The organism is Buttiauxella cochleicola (genome assembly GCF_021282435.1).
In the GTDB taxonomy this organism is placed as follows: Bacteria; Pseudomonadota; Gammaproteobacteria; order Enterobacterales; family Enterobacteriaceae; genus Buttiauxella; species Buttiauxella massiliensis.
In genome coordinates this window covers 891662-914513 of record NZ_JAJSOT010000001.1, presented here as the reverse complement: position 1 = coordinate 914513, position 22852 = coordinate 891662, and the positions used below count along the sequence as shown (strand labels likewise).

The 22852-nt window shown below is 46.7% G+C and carries 25 protein-coding genes and 5 pseudogenes; 18 read left to right on the top strand and 12 right to left on the bottom strand.

Features of this window, described 5'->3' with window-relative positions:
- The first annotated feature begins 9 nt into the window (after window positions 1–9).
- Window positions 10–747 carry an antiviral RADAR system accessory protein RdrD gene (gene rdrD / locus LVQ77_RS04145; RefSeq protein ID WP_232903759.1) on the top strand — a complete coding sequence of 246 codons (738 nt, stop codon included), beginning with the start codon at window positions 10–12 and terminating at the stop codon, window positions 745–747.
- A 420-nt stretch (window positions 748–1167) separates the two neighbouring features.
- Here rdrD and LVQ77_RS04140 read toward each other — a convergent pair whose 3' ends face one another.
- Window positions 1168–1506 carry a hypothetical protein gene (locus LVQ77_RS04140; protein ID WP_232903758.1) on the bottom strand — a complete coding sequence of 113 codons (339 nt, stop codon included), beginning with the start codon at window positions 1504–1506 and terminating at the stop codon, window positions 1168–1170.
- A gap of 312 nt (window positions 1507–1818) precedes the next feature.
- On the opposite strand from LVQ77_RS04140, the gene LVQ77_RS04135 reads away from it, so the two are divergent.
- Entirely contained in the window at window positions 1819–3513 is a 1695-nt protein-coding gene (locus LVQ77_RS04135; protein WP_232903757.1) for a hypothetical protein, read from the top strand.
- Between the two features lie 156 nt (window positions 3514–3669).
- Here LVQ77_RS04135 and LVQ77_RS04130 read toward each other — a convergent pair.
- The 3 genes and pseudogenes from LVQ77_RS04130 to LVQ77_RS04125 form a co-directional block, all read right to left on the bottom strand.
- Window positions 3670–3930 (bottom strand): annotated as a pseudogene (locus LVQ77_RS04130) (ketopantoate reductase C-terminal domain-containing protein); the annotation flags it as partial.
- An 11-nt stretch (window positions 3931–3941) separates the two neighbouring features.
- The gene (locus LVQ77_RS22320) at window positions 3942–4004 is read right to left on the bottom strand and encodes an SEC-C metal-binding domain-containing protein (protein ID WP_370644972.1); all 63 of its coding nucleotides are present in this window, start codon (window positions 4002–4004) and stop codon (window positions 3942–3944) included.
- 28 nt (window positions 4005–4032) lie between these two features.
- Window positions 4033–4248, bottom strand: a pseudogene (locus LVQ77_RS04125) (dsDNA nuclease domain-containing protein); the annotation flags it as partial.
- A gap of 70 nt (window positions 4249–4318) precedes the next feature.
- On the opposite strand from LVQ77_RS04125, the gene LVQ77_RS04120 reads away from it, so the two are divergent.
- From LVQ77_RS04120 to LVQ77_RS04105, 4 genes are all read left to right on the top strand, one after another.
- On the top strand, window positions 4319–4897 hold the full coding sequence (locus LVQ77_RS04120) for a hypothetical protein (protein WP_232903755.1): 579 nt from the start codon (window positions 4319–4321) through the stop codon (window positions 4895–4897).
- A 507-nt stretch (window positions 4898–5404) separates the two neighbouring features.
- Complete coding sequence (locus LVQ77_RS04115) at window positions 5405–6328, top strand: hypothetical protein (RefSeq protein WP_232903754.1); 924 nt, start codon at window positions 5405–5407, stop codon at window positions 6326–6328.
- The gene (locus tag LVQ77_RS04110) at window positions 6328–6771 is read left to right on the top strand and encodes a hypothetical protein (RefSeq protein WP_232903753.1); all 444 of its coding nucleotides are present in this window, start codon (window positions 6328–6330) and stop codon (window positions 6769–6771) included. The genes LVQ77_RS04115 and LVQ77_RS04110 overlap by 1 nt, the downstream gene beginning before the upstream one ends.
- Complete coding sequence (locus tag LVQ77_RS04105; protein WP_232903752.1) at window positions 6772–8826, top strand: AAA family ATPase; 2055 nt, start codon at window positions 6772–6774, stop codon at window positions 8824–8826.
- A 393-nt stretch (window positions 8827–9219) separates the two neighbouring features.
- Here LVQ77_RS04105 and LVQ77_RS04100 read toward each other — a convergent pair whose 3' ends face one another.
- Genes LVQ77_RS04100 through LVQ77_RS04090 form a run of 3 tightly spaced genes read right to left on the bottom strand, consistent with a single transcriptional unit; the run spans window position 9220 to window position 10335 of the window.
- Complete coding sequence (locus LVQ77_RS04100) at window positions 9220–9534, bottom strand: hypothetical protein (protein ID WP_232903751.1); 315 nt, start codon at window positions 9532–9534, stop codon at window positions 9220–9222.
- An 11-nt stretch (window positions 9535–9545) separates the two neighbouring features.
- On the bottom strand, window positions 9546–10064 hold the full coding sequence (locus LVQ77_RS04095) for a hypothetical protein (protein WP_232903750.1): 519 nt from the start codon (window positions 10062–10064) through the stop codon (window positions 9546–9548).
- A 19-nt stretch (window positions 10065–10083) separates the two neighbouring features.
- Window positions 10084–10335, bottom strand: a complete 252-nt coding sequence (locus LVQ77_RS04090) for a helix-turn-helix domain-containing protein (protein WP_232903749.1) — start codon at window positions 10333–10335, stop codon at window positions 10084–10086.
- 122 nt (window positions 10336–10457) lie between these two features.
- Between LVQ77_RS04090 and LVQ77_RS04085 the strand changes: the two genes are divergently transcribed.
- From LVQ77_RS04085 to LVQ77_RS04050, 8 genes and pseudogenes are all read left to right on the top strand, one after another.
- Window positions 10458–10838: a hypothetical protein gene (locus LVQ77_RS04085; protein ID WP_232903748.1), complete on the top strand. Its 381-nt coding sequence runs from the start codon at window positions 10458–10460 to the stop codon at window positions 10836–10838.
- Window positions 10839–11014: 176 nt separating this feature from the next.
- Window positions 11015–11557, top strand: a complete 543-nt coding sequence (locus LVQ77_RS04080) for a hypothetical protein (protein ID WP_232903747.1) — start codon at window positions 11015–11017, stop codon at window positions 11555–11557.
- A gap of 22 nt (window positions 11558–11579) precedes the next feature.
- Complete coding sequence (locus tag LVQ77_RS04075; RefSeq protein ID WP_232903746.1) at window positions 11580–12068, top strand: JAB domain-containing protein; 489 nt, start codon at window positions 11580–11582, stop codon at window positions 12066–12068.
- A gap of 90 nt (window positions 12069–12158) precedes the next feature.
- A complete protein-coding gene (locus LVQ77_RS04070) occupies window positions 12159–12590 on the top strand; it encodes a DUF2787 family protein (protein ID WP_232903745.1) in 432 nt (143 codons plus the stop codon).
- 61 nt (window positions 12591–12651) lie between these two features.
- Window positions 12652–13008 (top strand): type IV toxin-antitoxin system YeeU family antitoxin, encoded by a 357-nt coding sequence (locus tag LVQ77_RS04065; RefSeq protein ID WP_232903744.1) that lies wholly within the window; start codon window positions 12652–12654, stop codon window positions 13006–13008.
- 56 nt (window positions 13009–13064) lie between these two features.
- A pseudogene (locus LVQ77_RS04060) lies at window positions 13065–13427 on the top strand (TA system toxin CbtA family protein); the annotation flags it as partial.
- Between the two features lie 12 nt (window positions 13428–13439).
- On the top strand, window positions 13440–13682 hold the full coding sequence (locus tag LVQ77_RS22235) for a DUF905 family protein (protein WP_232903938.1): 243 nt from the start codon (window positions 13440–13442) through the stop codon (window positions 13680–13682).
- Between the two features lie 58 nt (window positions 13683–13740).
- The gene (locus LVQ77_RS04050) at window positions 13741–14694 is read left to right on the top strand and encodes a tyrosine-type recombinase/integrase (protein WP_370644946.1); all 954 of its coding nucleotides are present in this window, start codon (window positions 13741–13743) and stop codon (window positions 14692–14694) included.
- Between the two features lie 245 nt (window positions 14695–14939).
- On the opposite strand, the gene LVQ77_RS04045 is transcribed toward LVQ77_RS04050, so the two are convergent.
- The gene (locus LVQ77_RS04045; protein ID WP_232903742.1) at window positions 14940–15434 is read right to left on the bottom strand and encodes a hypothetical protein; all 495 of its coding nucleotides are present in this window, start codon (window positions 15432–15434) and stop codon (window positions 14940–14942) included.
- A 193-nt stretch (window positions 15435–15627) separates the two neighbouring features.
- Between LVQ77_RS04045 and LVQ77_RS04040 the strand changes: the two genes are divergently transcribed.
- The 3 genes from LVQ77_RS04040 (at window position 15628) to LVQ77_RS04030 (ending at window position 18749) form a co-directional block, all read left to right on the top strand.
- The gene (locus tag LVQ77_RS04040; RefSeq protein WP_232903741.1) at window positions 15628–15822 is read left to right on the top strand and encodes an AlpA family phage regulatory protein; all 195 of its coding nucleotides are present in this window, start codon (window positions 15628–15630) and stop codon (window positions 15820–15822) included.
- A 1-nt stretch (window position 15823) separates the two neighbouring features.
- On the top strand, window positions 15824–16699 hold the full coding sequence (locus tag LVQ77_RS04035) for a hypothetical protein (protein WP_232903740.1): 876 nt from the start codon (window positions 15824–15826) through the stop codon (window positions 16697–16699).
- A 631-nt stretch (window positions 16700–17330) separates the two neighbouring features.
- On the top strand, window positions 17331–18749 hold the full coding sequence (locus LVQ77_RS04030) for a hypothetical protein (RefSeq protein ID WP_370644945.1): 1419 nt from the start codon (window positions 17331–17333) through the stop codon (window positions 18747–18749).
- A 143-nt stretch (window positions 18750–18892) separates the two neighbouring features.
- Here LVQ77_RS04030 and tnpC read toward each other — a convergent pair.
- Both tnpC and tnpA read right to left on the bottom strand, forming a co-directional pair.
- Window positions 18893–19471, bottom strand: a pseudogene (gene tnpC, locus LVQ77_RS04025) (IS66 family transposase); the annotation flags it as partial.
- Window positions 19472–19497: 26 nt separating this feature from the next.
- On the bottom strand, window positions 19498–20124 hold the full coding sequence (gene tnpA, locus LVQ77_RS04020; RefSeq protein ID WP_232903738.1) for an IS66-like element accessory protein TnpA: 627 nt from the start codon (window positions 20122–20124) through the stop codon (window positions 19498–19500).
- Between the two features lie 86 nt (window positions 20125–20210).
- On the opposite strand from tnpA, the pseudogene LVQ77_RS04015 reads away from it, so the two are divergent.
- Window positions 20211–20413 (top strand): annotated as a pseudogene (locus tag LVQ77_RS04015) (ATP-binding protein); the annotation flags it as partial.
- 14 nt (window positions 20414–20427) lie between these two features.
- On the opposite strand, the gene LVQ77_RS04010 reads toward LVQ77_RS04015, so the two are convergent.
- A complete protein-coding gene (locus LVQ77_RS04010; RefSeq protein WP_232903737.1) occupies window positions 20428–20817 on the bottom strand; it encodes an IS4/Tn5 family transposase DNA-binding protein in 390 nt (129 codons plus the stop codon).
- 147 nt (window positions 20818–20964) lie between these two features.
- A complete protein-coding gene (locus tag LVQ77_RS04005; protein WP_232903736.1) occupies window positions 20965–22821 on the bottom strand; it encodes a beta-L-arabinofuranosidase domain-containing protein in 1857 nt (618 codons plus the stop codon).
- Between the last annotated feature and the right edge of the window lie 31 nt (window positions 22822–22852).

Sequence of the window (22852 nt, the reverse complement as noted above, 5' to 3'; positions counted from 1 at the left end):
GATTTTATCGTGAGTGGTACATTGCCTTTCCTACAATATTCGGATGCTAATGGGTTACAATCTAAGCTCAAAGAAGAGTTGAAAATTTTACGGAAAAAAGAGTATTTGTCGTACTGGCCTCGCTTCCTGATACGTAGAATTTCGCTTTATGCTATTCCGTTCCTCATGTTCTTCACTTTTTTCTTTTGTCTGAGTTTGACGAAGAAAATTGGGGTTGAGAAAGTGAATAGTATGCTTGGAACCTTCAGCATATCCTTCAGTGGCTGCCTGCTGCTGGGGATTGTTATTTTTGTTGTAGTGTTACTCATGCAGTGGAGGTGCTTCAACTGTAAATACAGTCCGCAGGATGCGAATGGAGTTGTTGGGTCTCGTAAGTTAAATTATAAATTACTTGCTCATGTTATATTTTTTATTTCGCATGTTTTTTTATTTGTTTTTATTTATTGCACCGATAATAAAGTATTTTATGGTTTTATCGTGTTTCTCATTTTGACATTGTTACCATTGATAATTGACCGTATATTGGGGGTGACACGTCAAAATGAACGTATCAAACTTTATATCAGAAGGTTAGAGCGCCTCGATGAATTGAATGTTCTCCGAGGGAAAATGAATATTAAATTCGAAGAATCTCATTTTATCGAGTATATGAAGCTTGTTGATGAAGTCGATTACAGTAAAAACCAGGATACGGTTAGCGATACATCCTATTTTATGACATTGATTGAAAATAATCTAAAAGCTTAATAGGTTTTAATATTATCCTATATAAAAAATCCACGCAATTGCGTGGGTTTTTGTCAGACCATCAGGGCAATGTTGCCCTAAAACAGACGTACACGTTGAACCGTGATTTCAAGTTTATCTTATTGATTGATTTAATTTATATGTACTCATTATCGTACTTATTTTAGAGTTGGCTTACATTCGTAATGGCTTTGTTGAATAAATCGAGTTTAGATAAAACTGTCCCATATCAATCATTATCTTAGGCAATCCGCACATTTTTTGGCATCCCTACAAGCGTCATTTTGTTTAATGCACGGGTTACTACGTACTGATGCAGACAGTATCGAATGCATGCCCCTAACCAGAAATAAACGTGCCAGGCCAGCTAAGCGCGCCTTAACCTTATGTGCAGGACAACGCGCGCTTACTCTTCCAATATCAGCGGTAATCAATGGCGATCCCGGCGATAAACTCTGCGGGCGGTTCGAAATAGGTATCGAACGGTGCGTCATCAAAACTCTCATAATGTTCCGGCTCATCCAGCGGGCCGCTGTGGACCACAACCTCACCGTAGCTGTCCACGGTAATGCCGTTTACCACCGAACCACGACCGCTCGTTTCATAGGATAAATTGAACCCAATAGCATCATCGCCCGGTATTGCATGTTCGCCGTAAACGGCGCTCAGACTGGATGATGAGAACTCAACGCACTCTCCTTCGTAAGTGAATGACTCGGGGAGGGTGATTGTCATTGCACCTGCTGTGTACTTAATCATATTTCACTCCATTTCTCGCTTTATGAATGACGCTGCTGGTATCAGCGTGCCATTTACGCTATTTAACTATCTATATTTAGTCAACTTAATTTTTGTGTTTAGGAATAACATCTAAAAAGCTATTAAAATATCAAATTAAAAAACTGATAGTCAAAACCTACAAATTAAATAAGATTGAAATCAATATTTATTCATGTGATATTTAAATTTTTGTCAGGGAAGGGCTCGTCAGCGGATATGCGGCACGGTGACAGGTCCTTTGGGTGGAAGCGGGCACGGCTGACACCTTTAATGAATAAAGGAGTAGGCTAAGTGGCTTCTGAAAATATTGATGAGATCGCTCAGGAAGTGAACGATTATCCGCGCATTATTCATAAAAATCCGTTTGTGAACTGCTTGCAGGCGGTGTGTTCCGAATGGTTACAGCTTTTGCTGGTGGTGGAGCGCATCAAACTTAATACCCGGGCGAATAAAACCCTGGATGAGGTCGTGACGATCGCCAAAGAGGTGCTGGTTCATCCTCAAATCCAGGAAAGCTATGGTCATAACCCGGACGATTATGCCTTACGAAATGACGCCGCCTGGAACCCGCAGGTTGATGAAAAGAGAAGGGCGTTAAATGCGGCAACCACGCTATTTGATACCCTAGATCAGGGCGGGAAAATCAACGCTTATTTTGCCGCTGTGCATAAGGTGGATTACGGTAGCTTTGTGCCGGATGCGGTGGAAAACCCGTTTCTGACGATCGCCACAGAGGCGATCCCCACAATACTGGATGCGCAAAATTTTTCCTGGGACAACTTAAATGCCTGGCGATTAGGCTATCCGCATCAATTGATCGTCAGAAGCATTGTCTTTAACGATAATCTGCTGCGCGCCATTGATGCACTGCTCACCTTTGCCGAAAATGGCGTCTTGTTTGACGCGTTGCGCAGGAAAACAATCCAGGCTTACGTACAACGGAAAACGTTCCAGGAAGGGTCGTTCTATCACCTTAATTGCCATTTTTTAGCCAACAGGGCGGATATTGTCGCCGAAGTAAACCATCAGATCCTTTTAGCCACGGCGCAGCAATGCCTCTTTCTGGCGCGTGCAATACCCGTTTCCATTGGGCTATCCGCCGTTATTTTTGATCATCCGTTCAGAATGCAGGTTTCCCCGCCGGAAAATATCAAAACCCATTTTGGCCGCATCTTGGAGCAGGAAAAAGAGCGTAAAGTCGTCACCATACAAATAGATGTTGAAGATTTTACCTTAGCCATTAATAACGAAGCCAGCGGTGAATTCTTCCGCCAGTTAAATGAAATGCTGTTCGCCTCCATTCGACCCGAAGTGAAAAATAGTTACGGGAAGTACAGCGATATCGATTTGCCTGCATGGTTGTATCAGGCCATCTGGAAATATAAAGGCTGGGTGGAGCAGAGCTCACATATTTTATTGCTGGGCAACAAAGAGGATTATCTGGCCGCACGCATCATATTGCGTGGCGTGAAGTTCTCACACTGGGACTGGTATCACCCTACTCCGGGCAAGATTTCCATCGAAAGGAAACTTGCGCAATATAAAACGGAAGGGGAAAGCGAATCGACGATCAAACAGTCCTATGAGAAAGTTCGCGGTTATGCGAAGAACAAAATCACCGGGCTGATAATTAAGCAGCTTGAGGAACGCCTGAATATGAAAAATATGATGGCCGAGGGGCTAGAGGCTCCGCTTAATCATCGCATCATTGATAAGTGCTTACGCTTTCGCGATGTGCTTGCACGCTATTTCCCATGGGATATTTTCCACCAGCACGGGCTGCACTGGGGTCTTGCGGGAGCCGGGAAACTGGCGGAGAAATTCAACAGTAGCGACGCTTCTGATGTGCTGCTGCGACACCATCTGTATGACTGTTTTGCGCTTGATGATCACACGCGTTCGACGTTGTCGGCAGGCGATGCCCCCCTAGAGATAGTCGATATTCGCGAACTGCGATCCCTTCTGAAACAGCCGCTTTTATCCTGAACGTGACGAATAAATCCACGCCCTGGCGTGGATTTTTGTTGTACACAGAAAACCCCAGCTAGGCTCTGTCTCTTATACACAAATCCCCCGACACTGTGGCCGGAGGATTTGTGTATAAGAGATATGGCTATGCCGGAGGATATTTATTGCGCACAATTAACCCGTCCCCTCACTTCCTGCCGCCAGCAGCGGAACCAGCACGTAGCTGATTGGCACAGGAATGCCGTGCGCGTGGCCCGTATCGTTGTATCACGCCGTTGCGAATATCCCACTCCAGCGGGCGGTTGGTCTGCCGGTCAGGGGAATGGACGTGCCCCAATCCGCCGGGGCTTGTTGAAAATTATAAATATTCTCCTGCACCACCCGCTCGCTCAGTTGCGCACCTTCCGCTCGCGCAACGGCCAGACACTCCCGACTTAAGCCAGTACTCAGGCACCATGACATTTGTTATACTTTTTTCCCGAGCCGCACGGGCAGCGCACCTGACACATCGCTAGGAATGATCTGCTTCAGGCGGGTTTTAACCTGAACGTAAATGTGCTCCTGCTCGGAATTCAGCTCAATATCCTCATCAAACTCAACGGTCACTGCCTCCATGCTGGCCCTTTGTGCCAGCAGCAAGCAGCCAACAGCATACAAGTGTTGATAAAGAAATCCACGGTGTACGGCTTCAATACGTACCAACTGGGCAGAGTCCAGAACATCCGGCGAAGGTTTGTCTTCACTTCCCAGCATTTTTGTTCCTCATGTTACTTGTCAGAAGTGCCCCAGATTTACATCTCAGGATATGCACCGGAATTTAGACATGGCAACCGTCGAAGCCGTCGATTTGGTCGACCTCACCGACTTTGGTGCTGCGTTTACCCTAGATGCTGCGGGTGCGCTGACGCGCCTGGTGCAGTTTGCCGCAGGCGTCATGACTCAGGTTGGCCCCGCAGCATTGTTGCTCCGCCTAGAGACGCTACGAAGAGGGCGAGCCCGCAACCCGCCGACAATTGCAGAAGCAGCTTTAGTGGCTTTTGCGGAGGGGCTGAGTTTTACGCTGGCGGCAGAGGCGTTGCGCCTGCTGACTCGCCAGGAAAATGCGTGGGTCTATCGGCCAGATGTTTTGCGCTACTGTTTGCGTGCTTTGCTGTCAGCAGTTGCTGGTGAGTGTACTTTTGCCGAAGCCACGGTAAACGAACGTGAACGTAATCGACACGAAAGTCGACCACTGGCCCGCCGTGTAATAGGGAGTACATTGTTGTTAAAAGGGCTAGAAGGGGAGGTAGCAGTTATAACAGCGCCCGAGGAGATGGATGCGCGGCATTTCTATGTTGCTATGACGAGAGATTCTGCGAGGCAGGTTGTGTGCTCGTCAACGCCAGTGATTTTGCCTCGTTAGGGAGCTACAAATAAGATGGAGATGTATAGAGATGAACTAAATAAAGAGCAGCGACAGCTGCTGCATCATCAGGGACAAGAACACAAATAGCAGGATGTGGCTGACCTGAGCCGGAATGCGGAAAACATCAACGGCAGTATTGGTACGATTATAAGCATTAACACAGCATTGAAGTGTGAGAGTCTAAATTTTCTTCTGTACTCATTATGACGTTGAGGGCAAAAATGGTTAAAGGTTCACGTATATTATCTCGATAGTGTATGAGGACGCAATAAAATACTGGTGCAGGTATGTGGCTATTCAATAATACATGTAAAACTACGAGATCTTATTCCCTTTTGAACATCCCTGAGTTATTAATGAATTGGTAAGATATTTAACAAGTGGTCATCGATGTTGAACTGTATAAAAATACAGTTCAACATCGTTATTGGGTAAATCTACAACTAATTAGAAGGCTAATGCTTTTGATGACGAAATTGCTGTCGAGTTCTAGGGGGGGGATAAATGTCCTCTTACTGTACTAAAATTGGTCCGATGGATGGAAACTCGTGGGAAGAGATCTGTCAGTTAGTTTTCAAAAAGCTTTATAGACAATTTGGTTATCAGGAAATGCCTGCTTCACCAGGGGATTATGGTATTGAAGGTTTTGTCAAAGACTATGGTATAGCAATCCAGTGCTACTGTCCTGAGAGGATGTATACGCAGGAGGAACTCTATGATAAGCAACGCGACAAGATTACCAGGGATCTCGCCAAGCTCAATACATATAAAGATGAGTTAAAAAAGAGGCTTGGTGACTGCAAAATAAAAAAATGGATATTTTTATGTCCAGAAATAAATCGTAATGAGCTTCTTTCTCATGTTGTAAAAAAACAGAATGAGATGAGGTCGTTAAATTTGGATGTATTGGATGATAAATTTGAGGTCGAAATTCAAGATGTCGATTTTTACATACATGAAATTCAAGAAATCATGATGTTAAAAAGTGGTAAGGTAACATTTGATATCACTCCTCAGCAACTTAAATATTTCACTTCGGCCACAGAGGAAATAGAATTAAATATCCAAAGAAAAAATGAAAAGAGATGCATTACTAATGGCGTGTTAAATTTTGAAAAACACAAAAGACTCAATCTATTAACAGAAAAAAAGTTTCTTGATGGTGATTTGTTGTTACGACGAATTGAAAAGGATTCGGCATTAATTTATTTTGAATTGGCGAGAGTCATCAATCAGTATGAAAATGAGATAGAAGAGTTGTGTCTTACATGGGATGCATTGCCTGAGCAATTGATTGAAAAAATAAAGGAGGTTTTAGCATTGAGAATTAAAGAATCTATTCCAATGCTTGGTGACTCTGAAAGACATACCCTTGTTGACAGCTTTGCTGCAAAATGGATAGCGTTGTGTCCATTGGAGTTATACTAATGAGTCGAATTACATTTAAACGCAAACCTATGCCAATATATGCAGGGTTTCGTCCTTTATTTAAAATTTGTCAGATTCTCTTGATATTGGATCTGGCATCTAGAGGTAAATGTTCAAGTTTAATAAGATTGCATCTTTTTGTATGGGCGTTAAAAGATGAACAACGTAAAGAAATGCTATTAAAAACAGTAGAAGAGAAACTTGAAATACCAAGTGTTTGGGGGGTAGAACCTTCTGTTAATTTTGCGTTGCAATTTGCTATCGCAGAAGGTTTAATTATAAAGTCCGGTACCTCATACAAACTTGCTCCTAAAGGTATGCTTTTTCTAAGAAATAGCAATTCTTATGATTTATTTTTCGATGATACTGTTTTTTTAAAGAAAATAGGTTTAAAAATAACAGAGAAACTGATTGATTCTGCTACAAATCTTTGGAAAGAATAGATGAAAATTAATAAATTTAAACTATCTATAGATACTGACTCCGGCGATTATGGTTTTAATTGTACATTTACTGATGGTCTTAATATAATCAAGGGCAATAACTCATCAGGGAAAAGCACACTCATTCAAGCTATATTCTACGCATTTGGTATGGAAGAACTTCTTGGAGGAGAAGGTGCATCAACTATGCCTTATGCTTTGAGAGATCATATAGTTGATAGCCATCTAGCCGGTAGTCGGAAAATTCCAATAATTAAATCTTCCGTTTATGTAGAGATTTCTAATGGTAAGCGAACTATTACCATTAACAGGGCTATAAGATCAGCGGATCATGATACTAAACTTGTTAAGATTATTGATGGAGAATACTTATCTAAACCTAATGATAAGTACTCTGTTGAATATACTTATCTGCATGATAAAGGTTCAGCACAGCACAAAAAAGCTGGTTTCTTTAGATGCTTGGAGGATTTTTTAGGACTAGAATTACCATTAGTGCCTGATAATAAAGGTGGGGAGAGTAAGTTATATATTCAAACGATCTTTGCCGCTTTATTTATTGAGCAGAAGAGAGGGTGGACTGATTACATAGCAAATATTCCCTATTATGCAATAAGGAATGTTAAAAAAAGAGTAATTGAATTTTTGCTTGATTGTGACACTTTCTCTAATGAACGAGCGATTAATACCATACAGAGTGAAATATCTAGAATTCATAATAATTGGTCTGAGCTTAAAACTGAAATAAGGTTGATCTCAGAAAGAAATTCCTTAGTTGTTGATGGTATTGATGAAAGAGTGCCTGTAGATTTTAATAAGGATCTTGTTGGTATAAAATATTTCAAAGGTGATTACCTTGTTGACATAAGTGAACAATTGATAGAACTCAACGGTCAAGTTGAGAATGTTGGGAAGCCTATTAAACCCACAACGGAATTACTTATTAACTCTCTCGAAAGTGAGCAGTCTGAATTAACTCGATTATTATCAGTACAGGATGCGCTGTATCGTGATGTTTTGAATGAAAAGAGTAATATTTCTCAATATGAAGTTAATAAAACTCAAATAGTTGTAGATCTGAATAATAATAAGATTGCTAAGAAACTCAAAGATTTTGGTGCCGAAAGTAATTTGAGTATCGCAAAAGAGATTTGCCCTACGTGCCATTCTCCGATTAAAGATTCATTGCTAATAATGGATGATGCTTTTGAGCCTATGAGCATTATCGAAAACATAGCATACCTTGAAAGTCAGCTCAGGATGGTTAAAAAATACATTGATGGTTCAAACCATATTATCTCTCAACGAGAGCGGGAACTAAAAGCTGTTAGAGAGGAGATCATACGTGTGCGAGGGGTTATCTTATCATCTAAGATTGATATCAAGAATAGTGACTCTATATCTGAAAAGGATATAAGATTAAAAATACAGGCTGAAGAGAAAATACAAAGCTTAACAAATGATGTAGAAGCTATCTCTAACTTGTTAGAAAAAATGACTATGATGAGTCAAGTTTATAAAATTAAAGTTGGTGAGCTATCAAAAACACCAAAAAGTACCTACACTTCAAATGATATCAAAAAGTTGAAAGATCTTAATGTTTCGTTTAAAAAACTGGCTAGTGATTTTGGATATAGAAGTGCTCCAGTTGCAGATGTGGAAATTAATTATGATACTCTATCCCCGTTCCTGTCTGGCTTGGAACTGCGCGAAATAAAAACTAAAGAAAAAATTGATTTAAAAACAGATTCTTCTGCTAGTGACTTTGTAAGGTTAATTTGGTCTTATTTAATATCTGTTTTCATAGTCTCCAGAAACAATGATGGTAATCATCCTGGTGTTATAATATTTGATGAGCCCGCTCAACATTCAATGGGTACTAACGGTTTTAATAAGTTATTACGGACATTAGCTAGTCAACCAAGTTTACAGTGTATTGTTGCGGCCTCATTTGATGAAAGTGAAGAGGTTTTTGTAGAATCGACTAAAGACGTTGTTTTTAATCTGATCGAATTAGGTAGTAAGTTAATTACTGCTGAAGAAGTTGAGTGTTAATTTTATTAATTTCGATAATTTTTATTTGTAAAATAACAATTAAAGGCCACTAACATGGCCTTTAATTGTCTTTGATGTGTGCTACTATAAACCTGATTTGTTAGTATAACTCCCTTACCTACATCAATTTTCTGTGTCCGGTAAGCTATCGGCAATGATTCTTCTGCTCTTGGCTTTGCAAACGCTAAATTATTTATGCAGTGGCAGACCAGAATTGGAAAGCTATACAAATTATATGTGACGTAACGTATTTGTGCTGTTAACTAGTTTTTTCATCAGGTTTGTAATTCGCTCATAACAGCAGGTTTGATATAATCGAGTCCTTCGAGCGGGCACATCGGCAGAAAAAACTTTAACTAATGCAGATTAGTTGTGCCAACTTAAGTTTGGTGTTCACCCCTTTTTCGCAACCAGCATGTCAATCATCATGAGATAAACCCTGTCGCATTTAATACCTGGATTCTGTACAGCAAAATTCCATCCTTCGTCTATTGCGGCTGCAACTTCGGTTGTGGAGGCGATGGGCCAGTCAATTACTGCATCGTAAACTCTACTGATTGCCTTGTCCTTATCTATACCAGTCCGCTGTTGTTGACACGTTCTGACCATGATTTCAGCAGCCTGTGCAGGCTGGCTTTTGGGATATGCAGCGATAGCATGAGCAGAGGCTGTTATGGTGAGCAAAGCAGTCATCATCCATTTATTCATTGTATTTTCCCTCAGCGTACCTGAATACCCTGCACCGGACTGTTTTCCCATGTCATGGGGCGGTCCTCTGGGATAGTCGGAGCGTTGTGATTACTCTCTTTACTAAAAACAGGCTTTGCGCTTTCAGGCAAATTATCCGGGGAAATAATGTTGGCCTTAACCCCTAACCGATCACCCAACGTGGTATTGAGCTGGTCGCACAATGTTTTTATCTGAAACCGTATCCCGCTCTGGTTAATGCTATAGCTTTTTGATTGCTGGTCCAGAATGAACTGGTCATGAAGTGAGTGGTAATAGTTGATGTTATCCTGCGTTAAAGCCGTTACGTTCCCTAAATTATCCTGATAGCGGTTTGCCTGTATGACCTTATCAAGGCTGTTCAATACCTCATCACCAATGTAGCCAAATTTATGGCAGCTATTCAGGTTTGCGTAGGCATCATAGAGTACCTGCAATGTCTCCATCGGTAATGTTTTTGCACTGGCGCATCCGGAAATGGCCAGCAGCAGAACAACTGCGGATTTCTTCATTTTGTATTATCTCCTTTCATCAGTTCCTGATGTATCGATCGGGCCAGATGAACTCTGGTGTGGTTTCCAGCGCATCTGCAATAATCTTTTCTGCACGTGGGTAGTGACGCTCAAAGGCATTGCTGAGTGTGCGTGAAGCCAGCCCATGCTGGCGGGAAAGCGCAGACAGTGAGAGCCCCCGTTTGTGCAGGGCCGCCACAATATCCGCCCGGTGCCAGTTTTCGACACTTCCCTTAGTTCGCTTTTTTTGCGAAGCTGTTGAGTTACTCAATGTATTAACTCCAGGTTGTAAGTACCTGAATCATTAAAAGCGAATAAAGGGAAGTTATCAAGTTCCTTTTGTGGGTTATTTGCACTCATTTAACTAACGCTTTGATAAGAGGTGAAATTTTTATGAGTACTGAGAACGTGACGGTAACAGACGGTGATGAATTTTCTGATGGCGGTGAATGGCTGACGGCAGAAGGTTTTGTGGGGATGGAAGGAATGCCGGGGACAGCAAAAGGGGCGCGTCTGCGACTGGAAAAGCTGACGACACTGCACCCTGAAATTCGACGCAAGCGAACACGAGGGAAGGGCTTTCTGTACCATATCAGCGCAGCCGGGATGTCACTGCAAAGTGAAAGGGATGCCGCTGGCTCCTCAACAGACGAGCAGCTCAATCTGTGGATACAGCTTTTTCGTACCATGAAACCAGCCTCCAGGGAAAAGCTCCTGCAACTGGCGCTGACGCAGGTGGCGGCTGACCTTGGAGCAGCGTCAAAGCTCGACTGAGTGGCGAATTGCTATGGCTGGGCTTCTTTCAGTCCCGATGGATGGGAATGAGAATTGTTTGCAATAACTCATTGATTTTGCTATAATTAATACAGTGGTGACCATCATGCGCCAGCCACTACCACACCATCATCCAGGCTGACTTTCAGCCATCAACTCATCCCCGGAACGTTAAAATGAAACTTCCCCGAGACGTGCAGGCGTCCCGCCAGGGTCAGCACGACTATTTGTGCGGTATATACAGCCTAATTAACACCATGAGCTATCTCTACGATGGCAGAGTACAGAGAGAAAAACTGATGTACCGTCTGCTCGACAACTACCGGCGACGATGGGACTTATTTGACCTTCTGACCCTTGGCCTCGATGAAGAACAACTGGACCATCTCATCAACAGCATTCTTCTCACAGGTCACTACTCCCGGCATTACCCCCTGCATTTTCATACCCCGTTTCGTTCACGCTCTCTGCGTACCCGACAGATTTTCCAGCATATAAGCGACTGGCTGGCTGAACCTGAGAATCATGCGCAGCGAGTGGTGATTCTGGGCACCACCTGGCACTGGTCAGTGGTGATTCGTACTAATGCTACCCATCTGTTTCTGTTTGACAGTCTGGGGATTCGTAGCCAGAGAAAAGAGACTTTTTCAGTCCAGCCGGAGCTGAAGCGTCACACGCTGTTGCCCGATGCCATCTACTTTGTTGAACGTGAATTCTGACCTGCAAGGTAAGGAGTACACCATGACGTTTATTGACTGTGACCGTAGCGGTCATTACCAGACCCAGGAGCCGGTGACCCGCGAAGAGATTATCCGCTTTGCCCACACGCTGCTGTCCCGCCAGTTTCGCAATCGCCGTAAAATCACTTCATCTGAAGATGTTCGCCAGTGGCTGGTCATGAAGCTGGCGCTGGAAACTCGTGAAGCTTTTGGTGTGATAATGCTTTCGCAGCAACACCATATTCTTGGCTATCAGACACTGTTCACCGGGACGCTAAGCCAGACCATGGTTTACCCACGTGAAATCGTCAGTCTGGCGCTGATTCATAATGCAGCCGCAGTGATACTGGTGCACAACCATCCCAGTGGCGAGCCGGAGCCGAGCCAGGCCGATAAATTCATTACACAGAAAATTACGGACGCGCTGGCGTTGCTGGATATCCGCGTTATAGACCACCTGATCGTCGGTGGCGACAGCGTGTATTCCTTTGCCGAGCACGGACTGCTCTGAGTTAGCTGGTTTAATACACATTATCCACGTTAAGACACATCCGCTTTACCCCTTCATCAATTTCAAACTGTAAACAATGAGGTTTTGCTCATGAACATCAATGCCGTTATTCAACCGGCAGGTTTTTTGCTGCCTGTCAGTCTGCATCTGTTCGAACTGCTGATGACGGAGGCGGGCGACATTCCCGCCCATAAACACCATATCCCCGCCGTGACACTCAACTTTCGTGACCCGGACTATAGTGCGGAGCGGGGCGGTTATCACCCGGTCGAAATCCGGCTGGTGCATCAGGAGGATGAATGGTGCCTGGACTACGCGACTGACTTTGGCTATGTCGGCACGGTGTACCCGGAGCTGGAGAAAATCATCGATATCAGCTGGTCACAGGGCTATGTCTGGCACTGCCGGACAGGCGACATGCCGCAGAGGGATGCCCGGGAACTCTATAAGCTCTGGGAGAGCAATTTCCTGAGCTACCACGCCGGCGGGGTCTACACCACCCGTGTGCTGTGGGAAAGTTGAATCACCACCATGCACTGCCGGTAGCGATGCACCGGCAGTGCATCACTTGAGAATACACAGAATGACGAATCCAACTGATTTGACTGACCCTGCGCTCACGCCACAGTGGGGACTTCCGCTCAACGTGATACCGCGCTTCGGGGCGCGCCTGGTACAGGAGGGCGGTCGTCTGCATTTTCTGGCCGACCGGGCCGGGTTCACCTCTACGTTCAGTGAGAGTGACGCGCGCCATCTGGACCAGGCTTTCCCGCTGCTACTGAAGCAGATGGAGGGCCTGCTGCTGTCCGGTGAGCTGGATCCGCGCAGGGCGAACGGCGTGATGCTGCAGGCAAAAGGGCTGACCTGCGAGGCTGACACGCTCGGCTCCTGTGGTTATGTGTATATCGCCATTTATCCGACTCCAGCGGTAAAAGCCTGAGCCATACAGAACTATCCACGTTAACCCCTTCTTTTTTGACTTACGAGATAACCAATATGAAAAAATCACCCGATTCGCCGACGCGGGCGGCGCAGTGCTGCCCGTCACCCGTTATGGTCTGGCGTACCCTGCTGACGCATCTGCTCAGTCAGCACTATGGACTGACTCTCAACGACACACCGTTTGGCGATGACTGCGTTATTCAGGAGCACATTGATGCCGGGGTTTCGCTGGCAGACGCCCTGAACGCCGTAGTTGAAAAGTATGACCTGGTGCGCACCGACCAGAAGAGCTTCAGTTTTACCCCTCGGTCCTCGCTTATCACATCCACTGATGTCATGCGTGCACGAAAGGCCGCGGGGCTTCTGACGCGAGGCTGTTACCAGTCGGTAAAAAGCACTACTCAGGAGGCTTTCCCACCATGTGGCAATGTGCCTGCTCAAAGGAGCCCAAAGAGCCTAACTCTCCCGCCAGATTCATTTACCCGACGGGAAGCTGAAATTGTGGCTGCTGCATATCGCAACGTCACCATTGAAGATGACCAGCTTACCCACTTCCGGTTGGTGATACGCGATGCTGGCGGCCTGCTTATCTGGCGGGCGTGGAACTTTGAGGCTGATGCGGGGCAGGGACTGAATGCGTATCTGCTGAGCCATGGCGTGAAATCACGCTGACTTCATTCCCCGGCACCGTACTGGCGTCGGGGACAGTCCCATTTTCAGGGAGAGGATAATGACCACAAAAATCACTCAGAACACTCCACGACATGGCCCTGCCAGCGCTGTGGAAAACTTAGCCCCAAACCCCGCTCGACTGTGGCTGGATGGTCTGACAGCGGCGGGGCGCAGGGGGATGCAGAGCCAGTTGCGGCACTGTGCGGACATACTCAGGCCGGGTACCACAACTGACAGCTATCCCTGGCATATGCTGGACTATGCCAGTGTGATGCGGGTGCGTGCGTACCTGCTGGATGCGGGGTACGCAGTTGCCACGGTGAACATGGCGCTGTCAGCACTGAAATCCGTCGCCGGAGCCGCGTTCAGTATGGGCCAACTGGACGCCGACAGGCTAACGCGCATCCGGTCTGTCAGGCGTGTCAATGGCAATGCACGGCGCCAGGGGCGGGCGCTGGACAGTGGGGAGGTCCGAGCGATGCTGGACGCCGCCGCAGCATTTCCTGCAGTGCGTTGCCAGCGCGACAGAACCATTTTGCTGATTCTATGCGGGGCCGGGCTACGCGCAAGTGAGCTGGTGGGGTTAAATGTGGAGGATATTAATACTACCGATGGCATCCTGCGTGTAAGGGAAGGCAAAGGGCGTAAAAGCAGGGAAGTCCACCTTGCCAGGAAAGTGCGCACACAGCTCAGGCGCTGGTTGAAAGTCAGGGGAGGCCGTGACGGTCCGTTGTTCAGTCGCATCAGCCGTGCTGACCGCTCGGGCGCACAGAGGCTCACCACCACGGGTCTGACAGGGCTGCTGGCACAACTGCGGGATGCAGCGGAGGTGGCATACTTCACTCCCCATGATTTGCGCCGGACGTTCATCACGCGTTTACTGGAGCAGGGGGCTGATATCAACATTGTGCGGCAGTTGGCAGGGCATGCTGACGTGTCGACAACCACCCGCTATGACTGTCGAAACCGGAGCGCTGTGGACAACGTTTCCAGAGCATTTCGTTGCTGGTAGATGGTCGGGGTGGGGGATATTCACCGCTGTCTGCAGTTTAACCCCAAAAACGGGGCCAGAGACTATTTTTAATGGTCCAAAAACAGGGTAACGGAGAGTTTTGATGCTACCAGTTAAGCTACCGGGAAAGCACGGTCAATTCACCACCCCTGATGAATGACAATTCCGAACTTCCCGGTATAGTGATTCTACGACATTTGCTCCAGTGTAAAGCCCCGTCGTTGCATACCTGGTACACCGGGGAGTCATTTCTCAAGCATGATGTCATTACTGACATAGCGACTGATATCAATTTCATTCCATCCTTGGTTTGTTTCCCTCGGATTTCTAAAACTGGTTTCGTTCATAGTTTCAGCTACCTCTGCAAGCCTGCGTCGATGCTGAGGGCATGTTCCGTTCCTGTAGATATGGTTAATCATGGCCCGCAGAAGGAACTTATGTGGCTTGCCAATCGCTTCGTCTGGATTGCAATCCGCACCCATATGCTCTTCCATAACACCAGATACCAGATGCTCATTCAGCCGCTCTTTTGCCAATCTATGGATGCTGGCTGTGACAGCCATACTGCGAAACATATTGCGCTCATCCCGCTTTATATCCCCGTCAGATATATCTTTCTGGAGTAACTCCAGTAACTGCAGGGTGGTTTGATCCAGATAGACCTTTACCTGAGTCAGTCCGGCATCATTTCTCCTTTTTTCTGACCGCTTCTGGCGGCTCTGTTGCTTTTTATCTGCCATGTTGTGCTTCCTTTAATGAATCCGTTTTGTTCATTTTAACATTGAATGTGTCGGGCCGACATTGATCTGAATTAAATGTCGGCCCGACACTTCGCGGTGAAATATGTCTTCCGGAACCTCAAAAGCTATCTCAGAAGCCCAGTTTTCAATCTTGTGAATAAGCGTTCCTTAAAATTGCTGAGGAATACAGCACATGAACGACATGAAACTGGTAAAGATTGAACACGTACTGGGGCGCTGTGCTATTAGCCGTGCAACGCTGTATCGCATGATGGAGAAAGGGACTTTTCCACGCCAAAAATCCCTTACAGGAGGGCGAGCGGTAGCCTGGCTGGAAAGTGAAGTCAGTGAGTGGATTGCTTCCCGTATTTCCAAGGGAGGGTGCTGATATGTTTGGTTCAGCTAAAAGCATCGACCCGAAAGTGTACCGCTTGTTGACCGATGAAGAGCGCCAACTAGAAAAGCTGGCTCTTACCATTCCCCGGTTTGAAACCTGGGCAGCTATGGAGAAGGAGCGCCTGTACCGTATCAAGTATATTCAAAAAGCTGTACGGAAGAACCGAAGTGATAATCTTGGAGAAAGCTCCGCGGTAAAAAAGGGGCAAAAAGCGTGGCGTGGATGTGCTCGGAAGCTACGGAGCAAGCTAATGGCATGCACTATAGAAAACCCATGTGGTAGTGCTGCCTGTCCACAGTGTTTTCGCTGGCACAGGCTACGTAAGCTGACCGAATTGGCAGAGATTCGTTCCAAACCAGGGGCCTACTGGGTGGTTACGTTGATTTACTACGATGCAATGCTGGAAGAACACGAGATTAGTAGCTGGGACCATAAGAAGTTCCGGGAACGGGTCTACAAAATGATAAAAAGAGCCGGGTTTACGGGCAAAGTAGTGGGTAGCTACGAGCTGGATTTTCACACTGATATCCAGCGATGGATGCCTCATCTGCATCTGCTGATGCCGAGAGAGCCCGGTGCACTCAAAAGGCTGAGAAAGGCGATGAAGAGGAAGAAAAATATGAATGCCAGAGTGGGGATAATCAGTCGTCCAATGGAAAGTCAAACAATAAAGAATTTTGACAGACAAGTTACCTATTGCTTCACGGGGATGTGGCAGGAGATACGCCCTTATACCGATGGCACAGGGGAGCGGAAAACTCCCAAGTACAGGCTGCCGCCTGTTCTGCTGGCCCGGGCATTATGTAAGCAGGATGAGATGGGGTTTACTGGACTGACATTTACTTCTGGGGTGAGAACCCGTAAGTAGTTTGTCCATAAGCAAGAATGTCCATAAGCGTTTAGACGCATGGAAGCCATCAGTTGATACACTCAATGGGTATATATATCTATATGGGTGTATCAACACTACTCAGATTTTTGTTTTCCTCCCCGTCATTGCCGGAGTGGCTCCGCAATCATAAAGAATAAGCCATAACACCAAAGGTACAATTCCTCTTTCTCATCTCTTCACGACCAAAAAAATGAGCACCCTGAGATATATACTGAGGCACGCCTCTACACAGTCATGAACAGGTGTGTGGCTATAGTATGGTTAATACAATACATATCAGTAGTGGCAATACCTCCCACCGACACCCTCAACGACGATCGCGTTGACATCAACGTGTTGTTTTGCGGAATTCTGCGCACCTGAGATAACCCCCAAAAAAATGGGAGTGGCAGATGTGAGGCTAGTCTGTGCAACCGTAATTCACTGTGCAAACGCGCAGCCTGTAAAGAGGCAGTGCATACACTAAACGGAGCACAGTGAAATGAAAGCCTACTGCACACAAAACAATATACTCGTGACGGAGAGAACGCTGAACATTTTCAGGGAGGCCGTATTCAGCGTCTCCTTTGATGAGGACTGCGACGGGCGATGTAAGCCAGCCTATTACATGTCAATCGCCGTACTTTTGCAGCATCTTATCTGTAGCGCCACGGCGAGTCGTAATACGCGCAAACGAGCCCGTTTCAGAGCCAACAAACGATGGAGTTGTTCGGTTCCGTTTCCATATGCACTGGGAGAGCGTGTTGCCCCGGCAGTGTTCAGGCGTTCCCGTGACCTTCCTTTCAAAAGGGCACTGGAAAAGCTGGATGAGTCCGGACTCATCAGGATTGTTGCCCACGATGCGAAACGCCATAAATGCCGTGAATTTGCGCTATCAAAACCGTTTCTTGACGCACTGTTTCCGGGGGAGAGAACGGCCTATCTGAGCCGGGATGATCGTTACTGTTACCTGACCGATATTTACCATAAACGGCAGGGGCCGTTAACACTGGAGGAACGTCTTGTTCAGGCATCACAGCGTCCCCCGGCCGTGCAGCACCAGGTGGCAAAGCGAATCATACCGGAGCCAGTGTTCCGGGAGCGAGTAAAAGCGGTTTACGGGCAGCTCGAGACGTTGCCCATCAATATCGATGCCCTGATGGCGTACTGCAATGAACACCCTACGTCCGTGAATATGGGGTATTTCCACAATTTTATCAGCCACCTGTGCAGTGCTGGCGTAGAGATTATCAACGTCAGGCCACTGATTGTGGCGTACCAGCAGGCGTACCGTACCGCGAGGCTGGGCGGTCGCTCGTTTGAGGTGGGTAAGGGGTTCCAGTACCTGCCGAAAGGCATGAAATGGGCGTGCCTGGGCCAGGGTTACAACTATGATATTAAGAGCAGCCAGCTGGAAATTCTTCGCCATGAACTGATGCGCACAGGCGTGTCTCCTAAAAATCTCAGGCGTCTGGAAACGGAGTACATTATGAGAAAGCTGGAGGTGAATGAAGAAGATGTGAAATCGTTTCGGTTTTCAGCCGTCTTCAGCGCCGGGTCTGTCAGCCTGTCTCTGAAAAGTTCAGTAAGGAAACGTCTGAACAAACGTCTGGGTAAGGCTCGGGCTGAAAAGGTGCTAAAACGTTGGAAGAAATTGATGAACCCGCTGCGGGAAGACCTGAAGCGACTAACTGACGATTATCTGGCATCAGGAACCACCAACCAGTACGGCTGTAGTGTGAGGAATGCTGTGGGACAGGGCTTTAATTGTACCTGGAAGGATTTTAGCGCCAAAAAGGCATGGCAGCCTATGCAGATGCGCCGTAAGCTGCTGGCACATATGATTCAAGGGCTTGAGAGCCGGGCGGTGTACGATTACGTTGCAAGCCACGACAGAGTATGTGCGCTGGAACACGATGGCTTTGTCAGTCTGCGGAAGTTAGCTGAGAATGACTGGAATCATCCTTTTTTGCAAATAGTCCTGAAAAATGAAGCTGTAACAGTCGCGCAATTAAGGGCTTCCCCCGTCAATGCCAAACGGGTTTAACTCATCATACTGGGCCAGACTTTAGTACCAGGGCCTGCGAGAAAAAGGGAAGTTGCATCAATCGTAAGCGGCTCACCTGAGCCGTATTGACGTTTATTCAGCAGTAAGGTCGACTTTCCATGGCAGCAGATCACGAACCCGATTATCCAGTCGTACAACGACTGCATCAGCGGCACGGTTCTGGCTTTTCTGACCGCCAGCCTTGCATCCGCCGGGCTGCCGCGGATCTCCGCTTCGATGGCGTACAACTCACCGATACGCTTCAGCGATTCGGTTGTTATATCGATGGGGATACGGGCGTGGACGTCGTGGATTTTTCGGCGGGCATGTGCCATACACGCCGCTTCGGTGATGCGCCCATCCTTGTAAAGCGCATTGTAGCCACCGTACGCATCGGCATGCAGGATACCGCTGTATCCAGCCAGATGTTGGTGTGGATGAACACCTTTGCGGTCCGGTGAGTACGCGAACCAGACCGCCGGTGGCATCTGTGAACCCGCATTGCGGTCATCGCGCACGTACACCCACAACCGGGCCGTCCGGGTTTTGCCGCTGCCCGGCTCCTGTACCGGCACCGGGATGTCATCGGTATGCACCTTCCCTGGCATCAGCACATACTGACGCAGCAGATCCCAGAGTGGCTCCAGCAGTTCGCTCACTGCACCGGACCAGCGCCCTAGTGTGGCACGACTCAGCTCCACGCCCTGTCGGCGGTATATCCAGATACGTGTTCCCGCCGGCAACATATTCATTGTGCACCGGCTTTCATTTCACTGATCAGCATGTGCAGAAGCTCGGGAGTCAGACTCCCGCGGATGCGCAGTATTCCGGAGGGGAGCTCCAGCTCGCCGCAGGTTTCTGAGCCGGAGTGTTGCGGTATAACCAGCGTCGGTTGTTCAGCTACTATCGTGGTTTCAGTCAGTGTGACAGGCAGGAGCAATGGCCCGTTCCCCCGTGGGCGCATCAGCCCACGTCTGTAAAGGTTACGCCAGTTGAACAACAGGTTGTCGTTGATACCATTCTCACGCGCCAGTTGCGCCACATTAGTACCGGGCTGAAGCGACTTTTCTGCAAGGGTGATTTTAAATTCATAAGGAAAATTGGGGCGGCGTGTCCGTTTACGAGCAACAGGTTCAGGGAGGTCCGATACTTCAGTCCGGATGGTTGCGGATCGCGGGGGATAAAGCAGGGATTCGAGTTTCCCGGGAGTGATGTCAGCAGGTAACGACCAGCTAATCCCCTGTTTTCTGAAGCGAACAAAGAGATCACAGATGGTGCTTTTTGGGATACCAAGTCGTCGCCCGACTTCAAGTCGGGGTAAGTGCTCATCAAAATGTAAGTGCAGAGCCTCGAGAAGCAAAGTCCGATATTTCATAGCGATAATGTCCATTATAAAAAATGAAGGACATTATTTTCTCCGAACCGGAGGGAGACCAACAGATGGTCTACATGTGCCGCTTACAAGGGTTCGCTGACTGGGGATAAATGTTCGAGATAATATACTGGCCACAGCGATCCTAGACAGGTTGTTACACCACTCAACGACGCTGAATATCAAAGGGGAAAGCTAATGGCTGAAAGAAAAACGTAAGGCTGGTTTACTGGCAAAAGGGATCGCGCCAGAAAGTGATGATGAACTGGCGGAAAGCGGTCAGCATCGTTGATAAAAAAGCGGACATCAAAATGGCGAAAAGGTTTGGTACAGTGGCGTTGACAGTATGGCTGCCCGCAAAACCCACTGCTTCTGGGTTATCCCGGTGATAACCAAATGTCGTGGTATCCTGGAGGAGCAGAACAGTGTCTTTTCCCAGCGCATGTATCCGCTGGCAGCTCGCTTCAGTATGCCCCTGAAGCAGAGCCTGTTCATCATTCTGTCACTGGAAAGGAAGCGATAAGCCGCTTTTGTTGCCACCCGATCCTGGCAGGTAAAGGGAAGGCTGTTGCCAATCCCGAGCCCGAGTTTTTGCATGAGAGACCTGAAGCGAGTGGCATGGCGGCGATCGTTAAAAACAGAAGCATTAATTTCGTCATCGAGCCATGAGAGCGAATCCAGTTCCTGATTAGCCATGTGCACCTGTCCCTGAAAATAAGGTTAACCCACTATCTTAATGATTACCCTAATATAATTGTGGGTAGTTGCAAGCTACTTGTGCCGCTTATGAGTGATAAAGGAAAGGCCATGTAAATATCCCTCTAGCCATGCTAAAATTGTTGCCTAACTACAGGGAAAATATACTGTATAGGCTTGATCAGTGATGTTCATCAGCGGAACGAACATCATGCCAGGATGCTCTCCTGAAGAGACATATTGCCCTTCATTCCAAAAGCTATGATGACGTTCGTTATGCGGGGCTAAAAAGTCATCAGGTTTTGCGGAAATTTTGAATGGTACGTTGGTCAGCGCAGCCAGAACAATCGGTCCATCGCATATACCTGCGATAGAATCATTACCAGCAAGAGGTTCAACGACCAATTTTTTAGGTATTTCAATGATGATTTGATCGTTGAGCCAGTCTTTCTCAATAATATATTGCCCCGGAAGAACGTCGCGTTTAATACCGCAAGAGACTCCATCTATTGTTGCCACCAATTCCCCTGCGGCCCATGCGGGTAAGCGCAAGTGCAACGCAAAGTTCGTTTCCTCCTGACATTTCACGTTAAGAATAAATCGCCATTTATCCGGTCTGTGGAAAGGGATCTGTGGCAAATCAACATGTTGAATTTCACGTTTTCCATGTGAGTTCGATCTTGAAATTGGGCCAGCACCACGTTGATTGTCTGCGGTAAGTGAAATGGTAATCTCGTCATTGCCAAGAGAGCAGGAGGTTCTGAACGGAATATATTGCGTGAGATAAATACGTCGTTGTGACTCCTCTTTTTGCAATATTAACGAAGGAAGATAAGCCTGGGCTTGTATCAACGAGCCGTGACAGCACCAAAAATGGCGGGTTGGTGATCCCCAGCGTTTACGGCTACCAGGCCCCATACCAAGAAAATAAGTCACCATTCCAGAATAAGGATGTTGCTGGGCAAACATGCCGTTATAGATATTTTTTTCTATGAAGTCTGCCAACCTGATATCACCTGTTCGTAACAGGCGTTTGTAAGCTAAACGAATCATGTTGTAGACCACACAGTGCTCTTGTGTTTCACCTAATCGCGAGGATAAGTCTCCTGGAGGGGCCCACAATTCACCACAAGAATAACCGCCTGTAATGTAAGGTTTTCTTTCTTCAAAAACTTGCGACCAGAATGCATCTGTGGCCTTGCGGAACCACTCGTCTCCAGTGACCTCCCAAACTCGCTCTGCACCCAGTATCTCTACGATTTGGGTATTTGCATGTTTATTACTGAGTACATCATCACCCGCAATCAGAGCATTAAAGAAACGTCTGCGTGTGTAACGTTTGACCAGAGTGAGATATTTTTTATTATCTGTGAGCTTGTATAAGTCAGCCCAGACTTCGAGCATCCCGCCTGTTTCATAATCCAGAATGTCATCCATTTCATGTTCCGAAAAATTCTCGGACCATTGATATAACCATTCAGCAAGATTTTCGGCGATATCTAAAGCTTTTCTTAACCCCAGAATCGCGTAGGTATCAATCAGCCCCATAAATAATTTATGCAGTGTATAGTGTGGGGCCCACGCGCTCTTTCCTTTAGCCATCCGATACATCATTTCTCGCGGAATAGCCGCAACCCAGCCGTCATCTTGATTGTTTTGGCAAAACGACAACTGGTCAACGATAAACTCTATCTTTCCCCTTAATTCACACTGCCCGGTAACGTTGACCGTCCGACTGGCTGCGGATAACCAGTGACCTAAAAAGTGACCACGTAATTCAGATGTCAGTGACTCCCAGCCTGAATGCCAGTCTGAGGGGTTATCGATAAACTCTTCAAGATCGATTGTCGTGCTTGAACTGCCGCTCCAGGACCATAGCCCTGACTGGAACAAATAGCCTCGCAATAAATTCTCACTGCTTAACGAAAGGAGATATTTTTCATTTAATTTATAGCGTCTAAGAAATTCACTTTCGGTTAACTCTACTATTTCTTCTTTTAACATATGTATACCCATAAATACTGAGTTAAACTTA